Annotated in this window: 17 protein-coding genes and 1 pseudogene; all 18 read right to left on the reverse strand. The window is 36.7% G+C overall.

Annotated features, from left to right (window positions below; genetic code table 11):
- Nucleotides 1-171: 171 nt before the first annotated feature.
- Complete coding sequence (locus DW114_RS03165; protein ID WP_117452340.1) at nucleotides 172-1587, reverse strand: family 1 glycosylhydrolase; 1416 nt, start codon at nucleotides 1585-1587, stop codon at nucleotides 172-174.
- Between the two features lie 25 nt (nucleotides 1588-1612).
- Nucleotides 1613-3046: pseudogene (locus DW114_RS03170) on the reverse strand (glycoside hydrolase family 1 protein).
- A 136-nt stretch (nucleotides 3047-3182) separates the two neighbouring features.
- Nucleotides 3183-5081: a beta-glucoside-specific PTS transporter subunit IIABC gene (locus tag DW114_RS03175; RefSeq protein WP_117452342.1), complete on the reverse strand. Its 1899-nt coding sequence runs from the start codon at nucleotides 5079-5081 to the stop codon at nucleotides 3183-3185.
- Between the two features lie 175 nt (nucleotides 5082-5256).
- The gene (gene licT / locus DW114_RS03180) at nucleotides 5257-6108 is read right to left on the reverse strand and encodes a BglG family transcription antiterminator LicT (protein WP_117452344.1); all 852 of its coding nucleotides are present in this window, start codon (nucleotides 6106-6108) and stop codon (nucleotides 5257-5259) included.
- A gap of 197 nt (nucleotides 6109-6305) precedes the next feature.
- Nucleotides 6306-6680, reverse strand: a complete 375-nt coding sequence (locus tag DW114_RS03185) for a YccF domain-containing protein (RefSeq protein ID WP_117452346.1) — start codon at nucleotides 6678-6680, stop codon at nucleotides 6306-6308.
- 10 nt (nucleotides 6681-6690) lie between these two features.
- Nucleotides 6691-8517: an ABC transporter ATP-binding protein gene (locus tag DW114_RS03190; RefSeq protein ID WP_117452348.1), complete on the reverse strand. Its 1827-nt coding sequence runs from the start codon at nucleotides 8515-8517 to the stop codon at nucleotides 6691-6693.
- Entirely contained in the window at nucleotides 8498-10297 is a 1800-nt protein-coding gene (locus DW114_RS03195) for an ABC transporter ATP-binding protein (RefSeq protein ID WP_117452350.1), read from the reverse strand. Before DW114_RS03195 ends, DW114_RS03190 begins: the two co-directional genes overlap by 20 nt.
- Nucleotides 10298-10367: 70 nt before the next feature.
- A complete protein-coding gene (locus DW114_RS03200) occupies nucleotides 10368-10637 on the reverse strand; it encodes a TIGR03905 family TSCPD domain-containing protein (protein WP_117452351.1) in 270 nt (89 codons plus the stop codon).
- A 3-nt stretch (nucleotides 10638-10640) separates the two neighbouring features.
- A complete protein-coding gene (locus DW114_RS03205) occupies nucleotides 10641-11156 on the reverse strand; it encodes a Gx transporter family protein (protein WP_117452352.1) in 516 nt (171 codons plus the stop codon).
- Nucleotides 11153-11536 (reverse strand): NusG domain II-containing protein, encoded by a 384-nt coding sequence (locus DW114_RS03210; RefSeq protein ID WP_117452353.1) that lies wholly within the window; start codon nucleotides 11534-11536, stop codon nucleotides 11153-11155. The genes DW114_RS03205 and DW114_RS03210 overlap by 4 nt, the downstream gene beginning before the upstream one ends.
- Before the next feature lie 75 nt (nucleotides 11537-11611).
- Nucleotides 11612-12037, reverse strand: a complete 426-nt coding sequence (locus DW114_RS03215) for an FMN-binding protein (protein WP_117452354.1) — start codon at nucleotides 12035-12037, stop codon at nucleotides 11612-11614.
- 85 nt (nucleotides 12038-12122) lie between these two features.
- On the reverse strand, nucleotides 12123-12560 hold the full coding sequence (locus tag DW114_RS03220) for a hypothetical protein (protein ID WP_233509522.1): 438 nt from the start codon (nucleotides 12558-12560) through the stop codon (nucleotides 12123-12125).
- Between the two features lie 111 nt (nucleotides 12561-12671).
- Entirely contained in the window at nucleotides 12672-14153 is a 1482-nt protein-coding gene (gene glpK, locus DW114_RS03225) for a glycerol kinase GlpK (RefSeq protein ID WP_117452355.1), read from the reverse strand.
- A 122-nt stretch (nucleotides 14154-14275) separates the two neighbouring features.
- Nucleotides 14276-16837, reverse strand: a complete 2562-nt coding sequence (locus DW114_RS03230) for an ABC transporter permease (RefSeq protein WP_117452356.1) — start codon at nucleotides 16835-16837, stop codon at nucleotides 14276-14278.
- Nucleotides 16834-17517 (reverse strand): ABC transporter ATP-binding protein, encoded by a 684-nt coding sequence (locus DW114_RS03235; protein ID WP_117452357.1) that lies wholly within the window; start codon nucleotides 17515-17517, stop codon nucleotides 16834-16836. The genes DW114_RS03230 and DW114_RS03235 overlap by 4 nt, the downstream gene beginning before the upstream one ends.
- Nucleotides 17518-17647: 130 nt before the next feature.
- Nucleotides 17648-18103, reverse strand: a complete 456-nt coding sequence (locus DW114_RS03240) for a GNAT family N-acetyltransferase (protein WP_117452358.1) — start codon at nucleotides 18101-18103, stop codon at nucleotides 17648-17650.
- Between the two features lie 20 nt (nucleotides 18104-18123).
- Nucleotides 18124-19119 carry a sensor histidine kinase gene (locus DW114_RS03245; protein ID WP_117452359.1) on the reverse strand — a complete coding sequence of 332 codons (996 nt, stop codon included), beginning with the start codon at nucleotides 19117-19119 and terminating at the stop codon, nucleotides 18124-18126.
- Nucleotides 19109-19795, reverse strand: a complete 687-nt coding sequence (locus DW114_RS03250) for a response regulator transcription factor (protein ID WP_117452360.1) — start codon at nucleotides 19793-19795, stop codon at nucleotides 19109-19111. Before DW114_RS03250 ends, DW114_RS03245 begins: the two co-directional genes overlap by 11 nt.
- Nucleotides 19796-19886: the final 91 nt, after the last annotated feature.

Here is a 19886-nt window from a genome sequence, read left to right on the forward strand (position 1 = left end):
TTCCTTTTTCTTACAGTGATTATTTTATCATGCTTCTTTTCTTTATGGTTTTCACAGATATGAAACTTTCGTACATTTTGTCTGTCATATATAAAAAGGGCAAACTTTGCCCTTTTCTTATCGCTCTTCACCATTGCTTTCTATAACTTTTTTATACCAGTAGAAAGAGTCTTATTTCTTTCTTTCCATGGTACCTGTGCCATCATCATGTTTGTCTACATAGATGAAGCCATAACGCTTACGCATTTCTCCTGTACCTGCAGATACCAAATCAATACATCCCCAAGTTGTATAGCCAATTAAATCCACACCATTACAAATCGCTTTATCCATTGCCTGGATGTGTTCACGATAGTAATCTAAACGATATGGGTCATGAATACTTCCATCTTCTTCTACTTCATCAAATGCACCCAAGCCATTTTCTACGACCATCATTGGGATTTCATAACGATCATATACCATTTCCAGATAATATTGTAGACCAGTTGGATCAAATGCCCATCCCCAGTCAGAATATTTCAGATATTCATTACGCGCACCAGCTGTAAAGTTGCCGCTTACCTGATCTTTTACTTGATGGGTTGTCACAAGAGATGACATATAGTAAGAGAAGGTATACATATCCACAACGCCTTCTTTTAAATCCTGAAGATCCTGTTTTGTGATATCCAGTTCCACATGGTGTTCTTTCCATAAACGTTTTGCGTAGGTTGGATATTTACCAAAACACTGCACATCGCCACAATAGAAGATATTCTTTTCCCAATTATGACGATTTAAAAGGATATCTGCTGGATCGCATGTTGCCGGATAGAATGTGATACCACAAATCATACACCCAATTTTATTCTCAGGGTCAATTTCATGTCCGATTTTTACTGCACGTGCACTTGCGACAAACTGATAATGTAACTGCTGGTAAGCTTTCTGATATTGTGTATCATCGCCTTTATTTCCAAACAGATCCAGCATCATTACCGTATTATTGATTTCATTGAAGGTCAGCCAGTATTTTACCAGCCCTTTGTATTCATTGAAGCATGTCTTTGCGAAACGTTCATAGAAAGTGATCAATTGACGATTGTTCCATCCACCATAGTGTTCTTCCAAATAAAGTGGTGTATCAAAATGCCAGATAGTCACTAATGGTTCTATGTTATATTTTTTCAACTCCAAAAAGACATTGCGATAAAATTCTAGCCCTTTTGGATTTGGAGTTTCTTCATCCCCGTTTGGATATAAACGACTCCATGAAATAGACATACGAAATACTTTAAATCCCATTTCCGCAAATAAAGCGATATCTTCTTTATAATGATGATAGAAATCAATACCATCATGATTTGGGTATAAATAATCATCTAATACTGCATAGTGTGCACCTTCTGGCAATTCAAAATTACGATCAGCCACTGCATGTCCATTTCCATCTTTATCCACATAAGTGATTTTTCTTGGTTCTTTTACAGAGCCACCGGTTGTGACATCAGTTTTAGCAGGTCCTCTGCCATCTACATTCCATGCTCCTTCACATTGGTTGGCAGCTGTAGCGCCTCCCCATAAAAAGCCTTTTGGAAAACTCATAATCTATATCCTCCTGATTTTCTTATTATAATTCTTCTCCGTTACTTTCGATTACTTTTTTATACCATGCAAAAGATTTCTTCTTTTTACGTGAGTAATCTCCAGTACCATCATCATATTTTTCTACATAGATAAAGCCATAGCGTTTTGCCATTTCTCCTGTGGATGCACTGACCAAATCGATACAGCCCCATGGTGTATAACCCATTAAATCCACGCCATCTTCTACTGCTTCTTTCATCTGTGCAATGTGTTGACGCAGGTAGTCGATACGATAATCATCCTGGATACTTCCATCAGCTTCTTTTTTATCATAAGCACCTAGACCATTTTCTACAACCATCAAAGGGATCTGATAACGATCATAGATTTCGTTTAAAGAATAACGCAATCCTTTTGGATCAATCTGCCATCCCCAGTCACTAGCTTTCAGATATGGATTATTGGCACCACCTAATAAGTTGCCATCGCCATTTTCTTTACTTTCATCTGCACTGTGACATACAGACATGTAATAAGAGAAGCTGTAGAAATCAACACAACCTTCTTTCAAAATTGTTTTATCTTCTGGTTCCATTTTGATTTCGATATCATTTTCCTTAAAGAAACGTTTCATATAAGATGGATAATATCCTCTTACCTGTACATCTCCACAGAACCAGTTCATGATGTGATTTTTTTGTTGGGTCAATACTACATCATCCGGGTTACATGTTAATGGATAGCTTGTCGCAAAAATCTGCATACATCCAACTTTATAGTTTTCATCAATTTCATGTGCCATCTTTACAGCCAGTGCACTTGCGACCAATTGATGATGTAAGGCTTGGAAACGCTGTTTGGGATTATCTACCTGATGCATAAAATCTGTTGTGCCTTCATTTAAGATTCCCTGTGATAAGAATGCGCCAAAATTACCAGTTGCGCCATTGATTTCATTAAATGTCAGCCAGTATTTTACTTTTCCTTTGTAGCGTGTAAATATCGCTTTACAGTATTTTGTGAAGATATCGATCATTTCTCTGCTTGCCCAGCCATTATATTTCTGTGTTAATGCGAATGGCACTTCATAATGAGAAATCGTGATCAATGGTTCTATGTTATATTTTAAACATTCATCAATGACATTGTCATAAAACTGTAAACCTTTTTCATTTGGTGTTTCTTCTTCTCCGGTAGGAAAGATTCTTGTTCATGCGATAGAAAAACGGAATACTTTAAACCCCATTTCTGCGAATAAGGCGATATCTTCTTTATAATGGTGATAGAAGTCAATTGCTTCATGACTTGGATAGAAGGTTCCTTCTTCTAAAACAGGTGTAATTCTTTTTGCCTGTTTATAGCTTCCTCCTGTACAAATATCTGCGCATGAAATACCTTTTCCATCTACATTCCATGCTCCTTCACATTGGTTGGCGGCAGTTGCACCACCCCATAAAAAATCTTTTTTAAATGGCATATGTTGCCCTCCTTTTTCTTCATTTATTATGGTAACACATATCTTTTTATATGATTTTTCAAAGATATGAAACTTTCATACATTCATCTTTATTTGAAGAAAGGAAAGAAACTTATGTCCTTTCCTTTCGTTTATTTTATAGTAATACCGTGATCAACGAATCATTTGCTTTTACGCTTGCTTCTTGTGTTTCTACGATATCTAAATAATCATTGGTATTGGTAATAATGATAGGTGTATCTACACAATAGCCTTCTTTTTCAATAGCAGCTTTATCAAATGAAACAAGCAGCTGTCCTTTTGTTACTTTGTCACCTTGTTTTACATGTGCTTCAAAGTGTTTTCCTTCTAATTGAACAGTATCTAAACCAATATGAATCAATACTTCACATCCATTGTCACTTACAAGTCCAATCGCATGTTTGGTTGGGAATAATGTCATGATTGTACCATCAAATGGGGCAATAACTTTTCCATTTGCTGGTTCAATTGCGATACCTTTGCCTAAAGTACCACCTGCGAAAGCAGCATCTTTTACTTCAGATAATGGTTTCACTTTTCCTTCGATTGGTGAAACGATAACTTCTTTTGATACTTTTACTGGATTCTTTGTTTCTACAGTCACAGGCTTCATGTCTTCTGATTTATCTTTCCAGAAGAAAAATGTCAATACAAAACCAATGATCATAGAAACAGCGATACATGCAAAGCTTGCGTACATACCACTGGCATCCCCTGTTGGTGAGATGTAGTTTACAACACCAAAGATACCTAAACCACCCATGGTATAACCTTTACCATTTAATAATGCAAATAATGCACCACCAGCACTACCACCGATCATTGAGAATATAAATGGTGTTTTTTCAGGTAAAGAGAAACCATAGATTGCAGGTTCTGTTACACCACATACACCGGATACGATCGCAGGAATTGCAAGTGCTTTTTTCTTTGCATCACGTAATTTAAAGAACATAGCAGCAATTACAGCAGTCTGTGCAAATGAGCATCCAAAGCTTCCTACTAAGATTGTATCAAATCCTGCAGTTGTCATATTGATCATAGCGATTGGAATCAATGCCCAGTGTAATCCAAAGATAACAAGTGCCTGCCAGAAGAAACCAACCACAGCACCTGTTAATACTGGAGAGAATGCATATAGATTAGAGAATCCACTTGATAATAAGTTTGTAGCTAATGAAACGATTGGTCCAATGATTAAGAAACCAACTGGTAAGCTGATCAGCAATACAAATAAAGGAACAAAGAATCCTTGTAGCATTTCAGGAATGAATTTCTTGCCAAGTTTCTGTAAGTAACCTGCGAATGCAACAACAACCAATACTGGCACAACAGAAGATGTATAGTTACCTGCAACAAATGGAATACCAATAAAAGTTGTAAAGTAATCCCCTAACAGTGGTAAAGAACCTAGTGCTTCCCCAGCTGCAGCCAATGCATCTTTTTGAATGGTTGGATAACATAATGCAGCACCAATGACCATACCTGTGATTGGGTTTAATTTAAATTTCTTCGCCGCAGTATATCCTAATAATACTGGCATGAAATAGAATACGGCATCACCAATGGCATTTAATACCATATAAGTACCACTTGTACTATAGCTTGCGCCCATCAGGAATACTAGCAATGCATTTAAACCTTTGACGATACCAGCAGCACACATTGGGCCTAAGATTGGCTGGAAACATCCACTGATGATATCAATCAGTTTATTGAATACTCCTTTTGGTGCATCTTGTTCAGATGCAGGAGCACCTCCTCCGATACCAGCAACTTCACATACATCTGCGTATACATTTGGTACGTGATTTCCAATAACGACCTGATACTGACCTGCAGAATGCATAACTGTTACGACACCATCCATATTTTTCAAGATGTCATCATTTGCTTTTGATTCATCCTTCAGTTTAAAACGTAAGCGTGTGATACAGTGTGTTAATCCATTGATGTTTTCTTTTCCTCCGACATTCTTAATGATGTCCTTTGCTAATTGTTCATATTTTCCCATGTTTATGTCCTCCATTTCTTTTCGTTTTCATTCGAAACATGAAGGTTTGGCCAACTTAATGTCACCATCCAGTTACATATGAAATATTTGAATATTGCTTGTCGTTTGCTCCTTATACTTGTAAAATGTCCCTCCTTTTCTTTTTGATCTATAGCCAATCAGTTGATCTGATGAACTACCCACAGTTCTTATTTGTGACTCTTGCGATATGAATGGTCAGATACAGCATTTCTTCATCACTTAAAAGATAGTCATACTGTTCTACCAAGAACTTTTTGATAACTTTGACACATTCATAAGCATTTTTATATTTCATCTTGATGATATCCAATAAATCATCTTCACTTTCTTCCTGATAGGTTTTCTTTGTCACAAGACGCTGGGCAAAGAATTTCAGGTGTGTTACAAAGCGATAATAATATACAGAATCTTCATCATATTCCATGTTGAAGTAATATTTTACGATATTGGATAATTCCTGCATCACTTTCGTGATGGTGTACATATCTTCTACTTTATCAGGATTTTCTTCCATCTGTGCATTCACAAAGTGTAAGGCAATAAATCCTGCTTCATCTTCCGGCAGTATAATTTTTGTACGCTGCGCAATCATTTCTACCGCTTTTTGACCGATGTAAAATTCATCTTTATAAAATCGTTTAATATCCCATAGCAATGCATTTTTTACAACGATACCTTCACTGAAGCGCTTTACGGACATGAAGATATGATCTGCCAAAGAGATATAAATGGAATCATTGATTTTCTTTCCAATATGTGTTTTTGCATAGGTGATAATATCTTCCACCAACAACATATATTCTAGTGGTATGTTTGCGACTATCTCTTGAAATTTATTGTTTGTATCGGGGTTGCTCATTGTGAACACCTTGTCAATCTGGGCTGGATCGATTTCATCTCCACACTTTTTCTTAAAGGCAAGACCTCTTCCCATAACAACCTGTTCTTTTTCCTGTTCATCTAACACAACGACAACATTGTTATTTAAAATCTTATGTATTTGCATGGTCTGACCCCTTTCTGAACACATAAAAAACCTATCTACATCAACCACTATCACATACATTCTGCATATTCTATTGGCTCTTGTGTAAATAGGTTTAGCTTGTACTTAAACAATCACTATCCATCGATTACGGTAATATCATACAGGATGGTTTTTGTTTTGTCAACGCTTTCAGCTAAATTTTTTTTATGCCCATTTTAGTAATATCTTTTTTCTACACGGGTACCAAATGGCATCAAAGCCAGCGTGGCATATTTGAAATGCTGCAGACCAAATGGGATGCCAATGATCGTGATACATAAAGCAGCACCAGTGATCACTTCTGCGATAGCAAGCCATATTCCACTGATCAACAGCCATAAAATATTCATTAAAAAGCTGATTGCCCCCATGGAAGAAGGCACTATCTGCTTTTTAAATGGCCATAATAATAAACCGGCAATTTTAAAGCATTGCAACCCTATTGGTAACCCAATAATGGTAATGGACCATAAACAGCCGGCAATAAACCAGCCAAAAGCCATTTCCAGACCACCAAATATTACCCATAATATATTTCCAATTGTTGACACAACATCACTCCTATTCTATATTCCATGCTCTTTGTGTATATTCTTGTTCATATTGACTATTGTATAATTCATAATAATAGCCATGTAATGCTAATAATTCCTTATGTGTTCCCTGCTCCATGATTTTCCCATGGCGCATAACCAGAATTTGATCAGCATCTACGATCGTACTTAAACGATGTGCCACAACAAAGCTGGTACGATCATGCAGCAGTGTTTTCATCGCATGCCGGATGGCTTTTTCACTTTCTGTATCGATGGAACTGGTTGCTTCATCAAGGATAACGATACTAGGATCGACAATCAATGCTCTCGCAAAGGAAATCAACTGTTTTTGTCCGGTAGATAAACGATCTCCACCTTCTCCTACATTGGTATCATAGCCCTGTGGTAATGCCATAATGAATTCATGCGCTTGAATCGCTTTAGCAACATGAATGACTTCTTCCAGTGTTGCCTCTGGTTTTCCATAACGGATATTATCTAAAATACTGCCACTGAACAGATTTGGCGATTGTAAAACATAGCCGATATTAGAATGCAGCCAGCCAACACTCCGCTTTTGAATATCTTTTCCATCCATTAAAATTTTACCACTCTTTGGTTCATAGAAACGACATAACAAATTCACAATGGTGCTTTTGCCTGAGCCTGTTTCACCCACTAGTGCAATCATTTGTCCTTTCTTTACTTCCAGACAGAAATCCGTTAATACCATTTCTTTCTCATTATAGTAAAAATCCACATGGTCGAATGTCACATCGCCATATAATGGCTCATAGTTTTCTTTTTTAGGTTGTAACAGCGTTCCATACTGCTTGATCACATCTTCTCGATCAACGATATCCACTTCTTCTTCCAATAAAGAAACCACACGTTCTGCACTGGCACTTGCCATTTGTATTTCTGCTAAGATACGTGCAATCTGTTTCAATGGATCAAAGAATAAATTGGCATAATTGATAAACATAGCAAGGGTACCAAACTGTATGGTTTTCATTAATACCTGATTGCCACCGATAAACAATAAAGAGGCAATCGCAATCGCAGATAACAGATATACGATTGGCTGAAAGATTGCATTAAAGCGTACTGCTCGAATCGAGTAGTGCTGCATATCTTTTGTTTTTCCTTGAAATTCTTCAAAGTTTTCTTTTTCAATACCTAGTGTTTTGGTCGTGACTGCCCCATTGATTCCTTCCGCAAATGCTGCCGTAATCTTACTGTTTGCTTTACGGCTTTTTCGTTGTGCAGATAAGATTCTTCTTTGGAAAAATAAAGACACAAACCACAGAACTGGTACGATAATTAAAATACACAGCGCCATTTTCCAATTGATGAAGAGCATAACGATACTAATACCGATCATGACAATGATGCCCCATACAAGATCGACCATGCTCCATGCTAAGATTTCCGCAAGTCTTGCCGTATCAGAAGTAATTCTTGCCATCAGCCAGCCATTGGCTGTACGATCGAAATACGCATACGTGAGCACTTGAAGCTTCTCAAAGCACTTCTTTCTTAGATTCTTGCCAAAATCACTTTCAATACGTGCTGCTAAGCGAAAGAAGCCATATACAAGAATACATTGTGTCATGATCAGTATGGCATAACATATCGCAAATACTGGCAAAGAATCCGCTTTTGTCTGTTCTACTACATATGTATCAATCGCAAATCGATTAAACAGGGGTAAAATGATATCGGTAAAAGCCAAAAGAACATTTAAAATCAAATTCCATATCACAATTTTTTTATGTTCCCATAACAGGAGCAATACTTTTTTCCAGACGGATACATCATAAATATCACTCTCAAATTCCTGTTCTTCCATCCTGTATCCCCCCTTCCTGTTGAATATGGTAAATTCTTTGGTATAAACCTTCCTGATGCAGTAATTCTTCATGTGTACCAATTTGAGAAATACAGCCATCCTGTAAGACAATGATCATATCTGCTTTACTGGCAGATGATATACGATGGGTAATCATCAACATGGTCATATCATGGTCTAAAGATGATAAGGCATGTTGAATCATCTGGTCAGTTTTGGTATCTAATGCACTTAAAGAATCATCAAAGATGATGATTGGGCTTTTACAAAGCAATGTTCTTGCGATAGCAACACGCTGTTTCTGTCCACCTGATAATGTAACACCTTTTTCTCCTACTGCTGTATCATAACCTTTGTCAAATGACAGGATGGTATCATGAATACTGGCCATTTGAGCTACTTGTTCGATATCTGTTTTCTGGGCGTGGATATCCGCAAGATGGATATTCTCATAAATCGTTTTTGAGAAAAGAAAAGGCTCCTGTAAAACAATCTGGACATGTTTTCTTAACCATTGTTTTGCGATATCACGTAGTTCTACGCCATCGATTTGAATACTGCCTGATGGATAATCATAAATACCGGTCAATAGATGCACCAGTGAGCTTTTACCACTGCCTGTTGGTCCCATAATCGCAACCTTTGTGCCGGCTGGTATATGAAAGCTGATATCCTTCAACACCATTCTTGGATCATCCGCATATCGGAAATTGACATGATCAAATACGATATCGCCCTTGATTTCAGGACATAATCCTTTTTCCAGTTCTTCACATGGCTCTTCTAATACTTCCTTGATACGTTTGATGGATACACTGACCTTTCCCATATCGGCTAAGATTCTCCCAAGCTGTCTAATCGGCCAGATAATCATAGATTCATACATTAGAAATATAAAGAATGTTCCAGTCGTAAGCTCTCCTTCAAGTGCCATGTAGACACCGGATATCATCATGATCAAATATTGACACAAACCTAAAAAATCCGTACCACTCCAAAAGATTCCTAAAGCATGCATCAAGTCAAAATACTTCTTGCGGTATGCTTCATTAAATGTTTCAAATTTTTCTATTTCTTTTTCTTCCTGATGAAAAGCTTTTACAACACGCATCGCATTTAAGTTTTCCTGTAAGACACTTGTCATACTGCTTTCTGCCAAATCACATTCCAAAAAGATTTTTTTGGCTTTGCGAAAGAAAATAAAGGATGCCAACATGATAAATGGTAGTAAACAAATCGAAATAATCGTTAGTTTTACATTTCTTGAAAACAAGATACTAATAGCGATTGCCACAATCATGACTGCATAGATCATTTCTGATAACTGTGTTGCTAAAAATCTTCGTATCGTTTCGATATCGGATGTACTTCTTTGAATCAAATCGCCACTGTCTTTTTGTTTATGGTAATGAAAGCTCAGCTTTTGTAAATGGTCATACATATGATTTCTTACATGTAATGCAAAACTTTCAGAAAAGTATCCTCCATTCATGCTTCGCTTATAAATAGCAATACCAATACATACATAACAAAATAAAATCATCAGACTGCCTATCCATAAGTGTTCTTGCAGATAGCTGATTCCACCCATAGCATCTACGATCTGTTGTAAGAATGCATTTTCAAATGGTATCCCGGATATGATATTATCCTGCATATAAGAAATAATCAATGGCGCTACAAGTGTAAAGAATGCATAAATACCAACATGGAAAATAATCATAACGCCTTTTCTTTGGTATGGCTTTGCGTACTCCCATATAAATTTTATATTTTTCATCTACTCCCTCCTTCTTGATACAAAAAAATAGGCAATAAGTGCCTATCGTTAACGTTTTATCTGTTGTATGCTAATTGACCTTGATGTCATGTTCAGCAGCATAAGCCAATAATGCCTTAGATATTTGATCTGGACATGATGTTGGTTTTATACCGCAGCGTACCCCTTCAAACGCAGAAATAACTTCACTTATTTTTTTATCTGTAATAATTCTGGATATCCCCAAAAGATTGCCTGCACATCCGCCAACGATTTTTACGCTGCGAATAATGTCGCCATCCATTTCAAAACGCATTTCCTGTGAACAAACTCCTTTTGGTCTATATACAAATGTTTCCATTGTTTATCCTCCTTTTATACTTTCCCTATGAATTCTTTTCAAAACCTGTGATGCGATAAATGCTATCAATAATCCTGTAGGTATACCTGCCAGTATCAATAAAGGCAGTATCGCCTGCATAAAGAATTGTGCATAAATAAAGGTAACCGCAATTACCTGTCCGATTGCATGAAACACACTTCCAGCCACACTCACACCAAAGATGCTCATCGGGCTTTTTTTATAAGCGATAATACATGCAAGACTGCTTAAGATTACACCGCATAAGCTTAACCAAAAACCAGTGCCAAACAATACTCCACGAAGAAGTGAGGCAAATACAACTCGCATAAGATTAACTTCCAGCATGACGCGTGCACCATATAGATACAACGCAATTAATCCTACAATATTTGCTAGTCCCAGTTTAAAACCGGGAATCGGTACAGGAACAGGAATCATCGATTCTACCATATGAAACACGATCGACAACGCAATCAGCATGGTTATGGTTGTCATACGTTTTGTATCATTTCTCATTGTATCACCGTATCCACATCATCACTACTTGATGTATCACTTGTTTCTATGACCACAACAATATTGTTTGGCAGACAGACGATTGGCATATTCGCATCCGATACCCAACCCTGAATAGAACACAAATGATAAGGACTGTTTTCCTTTTCTACACGTACCTTTTCATCTTTTACTTCGATATGCACAGGACCAAGACTTCCCTGTACCTCATAGTCTTTATCCACTTTCATATCAATACGAAGTACTTCTTCATTTTTATAGCTGACAACAGCTGTTTTTGCTTTCCCTTTGTTTTGATAAGCATTCCACAATGAAGGGATATATAATAAGCATACAACGATCAATACGATTCCAATAAATATTTTATCTGCTTTATTCATATAGCCTCCATTACTGTTCTATTATACCTGTAAAGCAACACATTTTCAACAAAAAAACAAATCTTGCGATTTGTTTTACTTGGCATTTTTCTCTGCTTCTTTTACTGCTTTTAAAAATCCATCAATGCGTATCGTACAACCGCTTGTGACATCGTTATTTTCCGCTTTGCCTTCTTTGTTTAATTTAATACTGTCAACACCCTTTTTCTCAATATACTTTTCAAGAAAATCAATTTGTTCATACCATTCTTTCCCAATTTTACTTGCCTGTTTCATTTGATAATCATTTCCTAATGCTTTTTTACTCTTATCCTTGCCCTGCGCAGTTTCATCAATTTCTACTTCTTCAAGATCACCATTTTTCAATTTGACTTTTGCGGTTGTCACTTCGCCTTTATCATTGGTATAGGTTGCTTTGCCTTCTTTGATATCTGCTTTGGAATTGCTGCTGCATCCCGCAAACATCAAGGCACATAATGTTAAACATATTACTTTTTTCATATCATAGACCTCCATACCCCTAGTATGGTTCTATAAATTGGTTCATATACAAAAAAGACCAATCCTTTGATTGGCCATTTTCTTATTATTTTGCGCTGTCGCTAGCTGCTTTTACAGTATCCATGATACGTTTGATATTGATTGTACAGCCAGTTCTTACATCTTCATTCTTTGGATATCCTTTTTCGTCTAATTCAACTTTATCGATACCATTTTTTACGATGTAATCTTCAAGATTCTTGATCTGTTCGTCCCATTCTTGACCAAGCTTAGATGGATCAGATGCAGTACCAGCTTTCATACCATACTTTTCACCTAATTGTTTCTTTGTGCTGCCTTCATAAGTTTCATCGATAGATACACTCTTTACATCATCACCCTGTTTTGTGATTTCTACAGTAATTGTATTGCCTTTATCATCTTTGTCAGATGTAGCAGTACCTTTTGTTTCTGGTGCATTGTTTGATGAACCACATGCCGCTAGTAAGAATGCAACTGCAAGAACACTTAATTTTTTCAACATAATATTCTCCTCCATTTTTATTGTAAACTTTCCTATTTACGTAGTTTATCATAACAGAACATATTCACTTTCGTCAATATGTTTACACCCATATCTATAGTTAATTTTTTATCAGAAAATCATAACGGCAGAAACTGCCCGTTTCCAGCCACATATTCTGGCATTTCTGGAAACTTCATCCATTTGCGGATCAAATTTACCACCGATTTGAAACTGCTTTCTAATTTCATCCTGATCCTTCCAATATCCTACCGCAAGACCTGCAAGATAAGCAGCACCAAGTGCAGTTGTTTCACTGATGAGTGAGCGTACTACCTGGGTATGTAAGATATCACTTTGAAATTGTAAAAGGAAATTATTGCGGCTAGCTCCTCCATCCACTTGTAATCTGGTAAGTGGTAGGCCACTGTCTTCCCGCATTGCCTCTATGACATCGGCTGTTTGATAAGCTAATGATTCCAGGGTAGCACGTATGATATGTTCCTGGCTGGTTCCTCTGCTTAATCCAAAAATTGCCCCTTTGACCTGTGGTTTCCAATAGGGAGCGCCAAGTCCTGTAAAACTAGGCACCACATAAACTCCGCCACAATCCTGTACAGAAGTAGCCCGCTGTTCACTTTCACTGCTGTTTTGTATAATTTTTAATCCATCTCGCAGCCATTGAATCGCTGCACCTGCCACAAACACACTGCCTTCCAACACATAATCTACTTCCCCATGAATCCGCCATCCTACACATGTCACAAGTCCATGGCTGGAATGAATAATACGATCTTTTGTGTTCATCAATAAGAAACAGCCTGTACCATATGTATTTTTCACGCTTCCTGCATCAAAACATGTCTGTCCAAATAAAGCTGCCTGTTGATCGCCTACCAAAGATGCGATAGGAATAGGTGTATCAAACAAGCCTTTACATACCCCATAAACCATAGAACTGTCTACGATTTGTGGCAACATACAACGTGGAATATTCCAAAGCTTCAATAAATCTTCATCATATTCCAATGTATGAATATTCATCAACATCGTACGAGATGCATTAGATACATCACTCATATGTTTTTCACCCTTGGTTAATTTCCATAACAGCCAGGTATCCATTGTCCCAAACAACAGCTCACCTTTTTCTGCACGCTGTTGTGCCCCTTCTACATGATCTAAGATCCAGCGGATTTTACTAGCAGAAAAATATGGATCCAGCAATAAGCCGGTTTTTTCCTTTATCATATCTTCTAAGCCTTCATCCTTGAACTTTTCACAATAAGCATCGCTTTGACGAGATTGCCATACAATCGCAAAATAAATAGGAATTCCGGTTTCTTTATCCCAGACAACACTTGTTTCTCTTTGATTGGTGATACCGATAGCCGCAATCTGTTGTTCCCGAATACCGCTTTTCGCAAGTACTTCAAACATAACACCAACCGTGCTTGCCCAGATATCATTGGCATTTTGTTCCACCCATCCTGGATGTGGATAGAAATTTTCTAATTCTTTTTGTGCTACAGAAATGATATTGCTTTCTGAATCAAACAGGATTGCTCTTGTGCTTGTTGTTCCCTGATCGATTGCCATAATATATTGATCCATGATATAATCCTCCAACGTTATTTATGGCTTCATTATAACATCCTTTGAAAGCGTTTTCTATAGATATTTGTTGCAAACTGTCTATCAAAAAAAGATTATCTAAATCAGATAATCTTTATGTTTTAAATACTTTCGTTTCTTATCGTTTCTACGATATTATCTTTTCTAATTTTTGCAATCGCATACCACATGGCAATCATCAACATGAAGAATACGCCTAAAATGATAAACAGGATATTGCGCCATGATACATGAAACGCAAAACTCAAACTTTGACCATAAATCAAATTCATGATAAACATACATAATATGCCAAGTGGAACGCCATAGACAACTGCCTTGATGCCATAAAACAGAGTTTCATACATGATCATCTTTTTAAATTTTGATGGTGTAATGCCAATCGACTTCAACATTGCCAGTTCACGTTTTCTAAGTGAAATACTGGTAGAAATCGTATTCATGATATTGGTCATACAAATCAATAAAATCAATACCACAAAACCATACAGGAATACAGAAATCAATATCGTTCGCTGTTGTTCGCGCATACGCTGTTCTGTGATATTATCAAAACTTGCGGTAATCTCATCACTTCCATCCACAATTGCTTTTACTTCTTTTCCAAGTGCCTCCGCATCATCACTTTGGTATTGGATTTCATAGAACGTAGAAATCTTTGGACATCCTTTTGCGACTAATTCTTCATTCAGTAATCTGGCATTTGCGAAATTGGTGATCGCGTGCACTTCTAATTTTGAACTGTATCCTGGATTAATATCAGGTACTTTATCTGTCTGTTTTACGATATGAAGGCTGTGTTTTTTATTCGTTTCACTATCCGCAATAATTGTGATATCATTGCCTACATCCTTTAAGATTTTCATTTCACGATAGCTGCCATCACTGTCATTATACATATTTCGCTCATTCACAAAGATAAAAGATGGTTCTTTTTGTTTCATTTCTGATACATCCACACCGATCTGTTCACAATATCTTGCGAAGCTTTCATCATCTAACACCTGTATATATAAGCGAGGATAATACATGTTTTTGATATCTTCTTCTGATAACCCATCATAGCCTTGTGACTGTATTTTAATATATGCTTTTGCCTCATCACTAAGGGATACATGCTCTAATTGAAAAGAATCCTCAGTGAAAAATGTATGGCTTTTCGCATGTTTTACCTGTTGCAGCTCTTTTAATTCAGGTAATTCCTCTATAGATTTATCATTCTTAGTATAAAAATCCACACGCAGATCATAATTAGAAGCAAAACTGGTCATCGTTACACTTTGCTGCATACTCGTCGTAAAATAACTTGCAGTCATAAATAAAACGATACAGATGATCAAAGAAAACAGCGTCGCAAGATATCTTGCATGATAGCGTTTTGTATTTTTCAAGCCAAGTTCTGCTTCAAATCCAAACAGTTTTCTTGTAAGGCTGCTTGTTTTAATATCACGTTTTCTAATTTTAAAATCACCATTCTGCCGTATCGCAGAAATCGCATTGATTTTAGATGCCTTTAAAGATGGCACCCATGCAGATATTACCAATACAAAGACAGAAAACACCATTGGAATGAGGATACACCAGCGATTGACAACAAAGGCTAAACCACTTTCTACATCAAATACATTCGCAAAATACGGCGACATAAAATAGAATGTAATTTTGATTCCTAGAATACCCGATAATAAGCCTGTGGGAATCGCAATTATTCCGATTAAGAAAGCTTCAAAGAATACAGAAGCCTGTTTTTGTTTCTTGGTGGCGCCAATACTTGACAACATGCCTAGATATCGGCTTCGCTCACTTAAAGAAATGGAGAATGCATTATAGATCAGGGAGAAGCCGCCAATCAAAATAATCACACCCAGAAATGCTCCCACTCCGATCAATGTCGCTAATACACTGTTATCAGAAATGCCTTTATAAATCAAAAGACTATTATTGGCATTTAATTCTTGTAAATCATAGGCAGCTGTCAGATCTTCCACCTGTTTATAAAAGTTCTTATCTGTTTTCAGATTGAACATAACACTGAGTGGATTATCTTTGGCTAAAAACGATGAATCAAACATCGTTGCCATTACATAAGTATCGGAGTTTTCCCAAGTTGGACACAAAATACTGCCGGTAATGGTAAACGTCATTTCCTTTTCCTTGATAAAGTTTATTTCCCCTTGTTCCCCGTATTCTATATGACCAAGGGGCAATGTCATGGTGTCACCTATCTGATGTTGAAATGCCTGGTTGTGTAATAAACTAGAAGCTACCAATATTTCATTTTTATTTGCTGGCAGTTTTCCCTCTTCCAGTTTTGCACCTATTAAATCCATATGCTTCACATCAAGACTATATATGTTGATACTGTTTCGATAAGAATCTTTGATTGGATTTTCTGTGGAACCAATAGCTGTTAAACGCATAATATCCTTTATCTTATCATCCTGTTTTAATTGATGATATGTATCCAAAGATATCGTTGCATGAAGTTCGTATGCTCCATTTTGATATATCGCATTTTGTATCATTGTTTCCTGAAAAGATGCTGCTATGGTACAAACACCTGTTATCATAGCAACACAGATGATGACACCAATGATGGTCACAATGGTACGTTTCTTATTTTGTTTCATACATTTCCATGTGACTTTGTTCATGATGTTCATTTGCGAATCACCTCATCTTTGACGATTCTTCCATCTTCGATAGAAATAATACGATCCGCCTGTAATGCAATGCTTTCATCATGGGTAATGATGATGAGTGTCTGATTCTTTTCTTTATGCAGCTGTTTTAATAAAGCAACAATTTCTTCACTGTTTTTACGATCCAGGTTCCCCGTTGGTTCATCCGCAAGTACCAGAGTTGGTGAAGCAATCAATGCTCTAGCAATCGATACACGCTGTTGCTGTCCTCCGGATAATTCATTAGGCAGATGAGATAAACGTGTGCTTAATCCCAGGATATCCACAAGCTCATCCAGATTTTTTTGTTCCACTTTTCGATGATCCAATAAAAGTGGCAGTGTGATATTTTCTTCCACATTTAATACTGGAATCAGATTATAAAACTGATAGATCAAGCCAATCTGACGTCTGCGAAATATCGCAAGGGCGCTTTCATTTAAGGTATACATATCATTGCCATCCACATATACCTTTCCCTTTGTTGGTGTATCCACACCACCCAGAATATGTAACAGAGTAGATTTACCAGAACCACTTGGGCCGATAATTGCCACAAACTGTCCCTGTTCTACACTGAAACTAACATCATCCAATGCTTTTACACTGGTTTCTCCTTTTCCATATATTTTTGATACATGTTCTACTTTTAATATATCCATTTGTATTCCCTTCCTTCATCATCAAGTTTATCAAAGCATCATGACTGTCAAATGACTTCCACATGACAATTTTGTCATCTGATGTTTCCCTGGAAAAAGACAAGGAATATGTTATTTCGACAAATCTGTTTTAAAACTTTTTCTCCATAATTTCATAAACCAAAACAACACCATGCTCTAAAAGATGTCTGCCATGCGTGATCGTTTGATATCCGCGTTGTTCATATAAATGACATGCTGGCAAAGATGCATCTAAACCCACACTTGGATATGTTTGGGAAATCATCTTTTCAAGCTGTTTAATGATATAACTGCCATAGCCTTTTTTCTGTTCAGCAGGACGAACATATACCCTTGTGATATGATCATGTTCATAACAGCCTGTCCCAACAACTTCATCATGATCAAGCAAGACTCCCACACGTTTGTCGATTATATCTTTTTCTATATTTTCCATGCTGTGCAGCTCATGAAAAAACGCTACGACTTCCTTGGGATAATATTTGGGATATACTGTTGCAATCGCCTCCTGCACAATATCATATACGATTTGTAAATCCTTTCGTTCTGCTTGTTTATATTCCATACATTTTTTCCTTTCCTATGTTATTTATGAAAACAAATTGTAAACGTACTGCCTTTCTGTAATTCACTTTCTACCTGAATAGTTGCTGCATGTTCTAATAGAATCTTCTTTGATAAAGACAAGCCAATTCCCGCACTTTCACTTGCGGCATTCTTGCCTTTATAAAAACGTTCAAATATATGTGGGATATCCTCAGGATCAATTCCACAACCACTGTCTTTGATACAGACAATGCTTTGTAAAGGATTATCTTCACAGCAAATCTGCAGAGTTCCTTTCACAGGTGTGTGTTCCATGCAATTTTTAAAGATATTCACAAATGCCTCTATACACCAGTTTTCATCCGCATGAATCAAAATATGTTCATCACATTCTACATGACAGTTGATTTCTTTGATTTCCAATGGAATACGGATAGGTTCTAATGCTTTATTTATGATGGTTGTTAATGGTATTGGCTGTTTATGAAATTCAATTGCCTGTGCATCAATTTTACTGATTTTCAACAATGTTGTGACCAGCCATTCAATACGTTTTAGCTGTGTTTGTATCTGTGCCAGAAACTCTTTGCGTTTCTCTTGCGGCAATGCTTCATCCTGTAACAGTTCACTCATTACTAACATACCGGTCAGTGGTGTTTTCAATTGATGGGAGATATTGCTTAAAGAATCTGCCAGAAATATCTTTTCTTTATGCATGGTATCACTTTGTTGTTTTAAAATGCTGGTGATCTTATAAATTTCACTTTTTAAAACGCTTAATTCACCTTCTTTATGATTACGGATATCCATTGTTTCCTGACCATTATAAACAGCTTGAAGATAATTTGACAATGCCGCAATACTTCGATAACGCAAAGTAGTAAAAACTGCACAAGAAAGATATAAACATAGTCCACATACAAATAAAATTATAGCACCAATCATTGATACACATACGCTCATCACTATTGTGAAAAGGATAAGCAGGATAAAGAAAACATATGTAAATTTACGATATTCTACATTATGCCACATTGTTTTTCTCCATACGATATCCCAGTCCTCTCACGGTCACAATAATAAGGGGATCTCCTGGATCATCTTCCAGTTTCTCTCTTAATCGTTTAATATAGACAGATAATGTATTATCATTTACATAATTACCTGCCACATCCCAGATACCTTCTAATATCTGACTTCTGCTTAAAATCTGTCCCTGATGATTTAAGAAAACTAGTAAAAGACGATATTCCAGTGCTGTTAATAATATTTCCGTATTATTTTTATATACCTTACCCGTTTTGGTATTGATGATAATATCACGTATTTTCGCAATACCATCATCTTCCTGTTTCTGATAACGGCGCATCACGGAACGGATACGGCTTTGTAGTTCTTTGATACGAAACGGCTTTGTGATATAATCATCCCCGCCAATATCTAATCCCATCACTATATTTACTTCATCATCCATGGCCGTTAAAAAAATCACAGGCACCTCCTGTTTACTTTTCGCATATCGACAGATTTCATAGCCATTGCCATCTGGCAATCCCACATCTAACAAAAGCAGATCAAAGCTTTGTTCAGATAAAGCATTTATGGCTTCTTTCTGTGTTTTATAATGTGTGATTTGATACCCTTCTTTTTCCAAAGAATATATTAAGCCTAGTGCGATTGCATCATCATCTTCTACAAATAAAATCTTCATATCCTCACCTACTCTATAAAATTATACAAGAAAGCAGAGATGAAATCTATCACAATGACAAATTTGTCATAAAGCAATAAAAAAGATGCAA

This window comes from Absiella sp. AM09-50, assembly GCF_003433845.1.
Taxonomy (GTDB): Bacteria; Bacillota_I; Bacilli_A; order Erysipelotrichales; family Erysipelotrichaceae; genus Hoskinsella; species Hoskinsella hominis.